Here is a 5174-nt window from a genome sequence, read left to right as displayed (position 1 = left end):
TGTGGGTTCCGGTTGTTTTCTGGGAACCACACAGGGACGCGAACAAGCTCGTGCAGCGGTTTGGTTTGAACGTTGTGTGTGTTCAAGCCACTCGGCCTATTAGTACCGGTCGACTCCACACCTTGCGGCGCTTCCATCCCCGGCCTATCAACCCAATCGTCTCTTGGGGGCCTTACACCCACGAGGGGTGGGAGAACTCATCTCGAGGAAGGCTTCCCGCTTAGATGCTTTCAGCGGTTATCCCGACCGAACGTAGCCAACCAGCCGTGCCCCTGGCGGGACAACTGGCACACCAGAGGTCCGTCCGTCCCGGTCCTCTCGTACTAGGGACAGACCCTCTCAATTCTCCTACGCGCGCAGCGGATAGGGACCGAACTGTCTCGCGACGTTCTAAACCCAGCTCGCGTGCCGCTTTAATGGGCGAACAGCCCAACCCTTGGGACCTACTCCAGCCCCAGGATGCGACGAGCCGACATCGAGGTGCCAAACCATCCCGTCGATATGGACTCTTGGGGAAGATCAGCCTGTTATCCCCGGGGTACCTTTTAGCCGTTGAGCGACACCGCTTCCACACGCCGGCGCCGGATCACTAGGCCCTGCTTTCGCACCTGCTCGACACGTCCGTCTCACAGTCAAGCTCCCTTGTGCCCTTACACTCGCCACCTGATTGCCAACCAGGCTGAGGGAACCTTTGGGCGCCTCCGTTACTCTTTAGGAGGCAACCGCCCCAGTTAAACTACCCACCAGGCACTGTCCCCCACCCGGATACACGGGCGCGGGTTAGACGCTCAAAACGACCAGAGTGGTATTTCACCAACGACTCCACCGACACTGGCGTGCCAGCTTCACAGTCTCCCACCTATCCTACACAAGACGCTCCAAACGCCAATGCCAAGCTATAGTGAAGGTCCCGGGGTCTTTCCGTCCTGCTGCGCGAAACGAGCATCTTTACTCGTACTGCAATTTCGCCGGGCCTGTGGTTGAGACAGCGGGGAAGTCGTTACGCCATTCGTGCAGGTCGGAACTTACCCGACAAGGAATTTCGCTACCTTAGGATGGTTATAGTTACCACCGCCGTTTACCGGCGCTTAGATTCTCAGCGTCCACCCCGAAGGATGTAACCGGTCCTCTTAACGTTCCGGCACCGGGCAGGCGTCAGTCCGTATACCGCGTCTTACGACTTCGCACGGACCTGTGTTTTTAGTAAACAGTCGCTTCCCCCTGGCCTCTGCGACCCCACCCAGCTCCCACCGCAAGGGCGTTCACCGGGCGTGGTCCCCCTTCTCCCAAAGTTACGGGGGCAATTTGCCGAGTTCCTTAACCACAGTTCACCCGATCGCCTTGGTATTCTCTACCTGACCACCTGAGTCGGTTTCGGGTACGGGCCGCCGGTACACTCGCTAGAGGCTTTTCTCGGCAGCACGGGATCACTCACTTCACCTAAAACGGCTCGGCATCAGCTCTCAGGAACATGAGAGACGGATTTGCCTGTCTCTCTCCCTACAGCCTTACCCCAGGACAACCATCGCCTGGGCTGAGCTACCCTCCTGCGTCACCCCATCACTCACCTACTACCCCCTCGGGTCGACCACTAGCCCCAGAACACGGCCCGAAGGCCACACCCCAGGGATCGAGGTCTTAGCATCAGAGGGTTCAGCGTTGGCGCATACCAGCGGGTACGGGAATATCAACCCGTTGTCCATCGACTACGCCTGTCGGCCTCGCCTTAGGTCCCGACTTACCCTGGGCGGATTAGCCTGCCCCAGGAACCCTTGGTCATCCGGCGCACACGGTTCTCACGTGTGACTCGCTACTCATGCCTGCATTCTCACTCCCACAGCCTCCACCCCTCGATCACTCGGAGGCTTCACCGGCTGCAGGACGCTCCCCTACCCACCCACACCACATGGTGTGGATGCCACGGTTTCGGCGGTGTGCTTGAGCCCCGCTACATTGTCGGCGCGGAATCACTTGACCAGTGAGCTATTACGCACTCTTTCAAGGATGGCTGCTTCTAAGCCAACCTCCTGGTTGTCACGGCAACTCCACATCCTTTCCCACTTAGCACACGCTTAGGGGCCTTAACCGATGATCTGGGCTGTTTCCCTCTCGACTACGAAGCTTATCCCCCGCAGTCTCACTGCCACGCTCAACTTACCGGCATTCGGAGTTTGGCTGACGTCAGTAACCTTGTCGGGCCCATCAGCCATCCAGTAGCTCTACCTCCGGCAAGCACCACGCAACGCTGCACCTAAATGCATTTCGGGGAGAACCAGCTATCACGGAGTTTGATTGGCCTTTCACCCCTAACCACAGGTCATCCCCCAGGTTTTCAACCCTGGTGGGTTCGGGCCTCCACACCGTCTTACCGGCGCTTCACCCTGCCCATGGCTAGATCACCCCGCTTCGGGTCTACAGCATGCGACTAAAAATTCGCCCTCTTCAGACTCGCTTTCGCTACGGCTACCCGACACCGGTTAACCTCGCCACACACCATAACTCGCAGGCTCATTCTTCAAAAGGCACGCCATCACCAACAACCAGGAAACAAGTCCCCCGCTGAGGAGGCTCTGACGGCTTGTAGGCACACGGTTTCAGGTACTCTTTCACGACCCCTCACCGGGGCACTTTTCACCTTTCCCTCACGGTACTGGTCCGCTATCGGTCACCAGGAAGTATTCAGCCTTACCACGTGGTCGTGGCAGATTCACACGGGATTTCACGGGCCCCGTGCTACTCGGGAACACACCCAGAAGACATCGCAATTTCGCCTACCGGACTCTCACCGTCTACGGTCGGCCTTCCCATGCCATTCGACTATCACGATGCTTTATAACTTCTTGCTGGACTGGTAGACCCAGCCGGATGGCCCCACAACCCCGCACACGCAACCCCTACCAGGTATCACACGCGCACGGTTTAGGCTCCTCCGCTTTCGCTCACCACTACTCACGGAATCACAATTGTTTTCTCTTCCTGCGGGTACTGAGATGTTTCACTTCCCCGCGTTCCCACCAACCGCCCTATACATTCAGACGGCGGCGACACCCCATAACGAGTGCCAGGTTACCCCATTCGGAAACCCCCGGATCAAAGTCTGGTTGCCGACTCCCCGAGGCATATCGCAGGCTCCCACGTCCTTCATCGGCTCCTGATGCCAAGGCATCCACCGTATGCCCTAAAAAACTTGAACACACAAAACGATCAAAACAAATCGCAGATAAGAACCATCAACCCCACCCCCCAAAAAAGAGAGGCAGAGCATCAAGCTCTCACCAGAGATGCTCGCGTCCACTGTGCAGTTCTCAAAAAACAACCGGGCCCACCAGAACCCCACCCCCAATACAGGAGGCGAGGTGTCTGGTCCCGCAATCCAGAGGCCACCAGGCTCGCGCCCGTTCCCTCAGGACCCAACAGCGTGTCCACCAGCCCGCCCGCCCGGACCCGTCGTTCCCACTCCCCCCGGACCGAGGTCCATGGGGCGGTACTTGCCGGGCCGCACAGGCGGCCTGGTGAGTAGCCAGTGCTCCACATCTATGAGCAGCCACCCGGCAGACATGCGCTGCCGACAGCGGCCACCGACCCGAACCCTCCCCGTGCGAGCGGGGAGCTGTCCCGGCCAGTTGTGTGCTCCTTAGAAAGGAGGTGATCCAGCCGCACCTTCCGGTACGGCTACCTTGTTACGACTTCGTCCCAATCGCCGGCCCCACCTTCGACCGCTCCCCCCAGCAAGCTGGTTGGGCCACGGGCTTCGGGTGTTGCCGACTTTCGTGACGTGACGGGCGGTGTGTACAAGGCCCGGGAACGTATTCACCGCAGCGTTGCTGATCTGCGATTACTAGCGACTCCGACTTCACGAAGTCGAGTTGCAGACTTCGATCCGAACTGAGACCGGCTTTACGGGATTCGCTCCACCTCACGGTATCGCAGCCCTCTGTACCGGCCATTGTAGCATGTTTGCAGCCCAAGACATAAGGGGCATGATGACTTGACGTCATCCCCACCTTCCTCCGAGTTGACCCCGGCGGTCTCCCATGAGTCCCCACCACTACGTGCTGGCAACATGGAACGAGGGTTGCGCTCGTTGCGGGACTTAACCCAACATCTCACGACACGAGCTGACGACAGCCATGCACCACCTGTCACCGGCCCAAAAAGGACCCCGCATCTCTGCGAGTTTTCCGGCGATGTCAAGCCTTGGTAAGGTTCTTCGCGTTGCGTCGAATTAAGCAACATGCTCCGCCGCTTGTGCGGGCCCCCGTCAATTCCTTTGAGTTTTAGCCTTGCGGCCGTACTCCCCAGGCGGGGCGCTTAATGCGTTAGCTACGGCGCGGAATCCGTGGAAGAACCCCACACCTAGCGCCCAACGTTTACGGCGTGGACTACCAGGGTATCTAATCCTGTTCGCTCCCCACGCTTTCGCTCCTCAGCGTCAGTACAGGCCCAGAGAACCGCCTTCGCCACCGGTGTTCCTCCCGATATCTGCGCATTTCACCGCTACACCGGGAATTCCATTCTCCCCTACCTGCCTCTAGTCTGCCCGTATCCACCGCAGACCCACGGTTAAGCCGTGGGCTTTCACGACAGACGCGACAAACCGCCTACGAGCTCTTTACGCCCAATAATTCCGGACAACGCTTGCGCCCTACGTATTACCGCGGCTGCTGGCACGTAGTTAGCCGGCGCTTCTTCCCCACCTACCGTCAGTCACCCTTCGTCGGTGGTGAAAGAGGTTTACAACCCGAAGGCCGTCATCCCCCACGCGGCGTCGCTGCGTCAGGCTTCCGCCCATTGCGCAATATTCCCCACTGCTGCCTCCCGTAGGAGTCTGGGCCGTGTCTCAGTCCCAGTGTGACCGGTCGCCCTCTCAGGCCGGTTACCCGTCGTCGCCTTGGTAGGCCATCACCCCACCAACAAGCTGATAGGCCGCGAGCCCAACCCCAACCGAAAAACTTTCCACCACCAACCATGCAGCCGATGGTCATATCCGGTATTAGACCCAGTTTCCCAGGCTTATCCCGAAGTCAGGGGCAGGTTGCTCACGTGTTACTCACCCGTTCGCCGCTCGAGTACCCCCCGAAAGGGGCCTTTCCGCTCGACTTGCATGTGTTAAGCACGCCGCCAGCGTTCGTCCTGAGCCAGGATCAAACTCTCCATTAAGGCCAAACGACCAA

2 rRNA genes are annotated in these 5174 nt (G+C 59.1%); both read right to left on the bottom strand.

Annotated elements, in window-relative coordinates:
* Positions 1 to 78: 78 nt before the first annotated feature.
* Positions 79 to 3193: ribosomal RNA gene (locus ACH34T_RS44495) — 23S ribosomal RNA — on the bottom strand.
* Positions 3194 to 3638: 445 nt separating this feature from the next.
* Positions 3639 to 5160, bottom strand: a 16S ribosomal RNA gene (locus ACH34T_RS44490).
* Together the 16S and 23S rRNA genes form the textbook arrangement of a ribosomal RNA operon.
* Positions 5161 to 5174 lie beyond the last annotated feature (14 nt).

Source organism: Actinomadura sp. 9N215, assembly GCF_044326345.1.
Taxonomy (GTDB): domain Bacteria; phylum Actinomycetota; class Actinomycetes; order Streptosporangiales; family Streptosporangiaceae; genus Spirillospora.
Note: the sequence above shows the minus strand (reverse complement) of the source record. Positions and strands in the feature narration are given on the sequence as shown.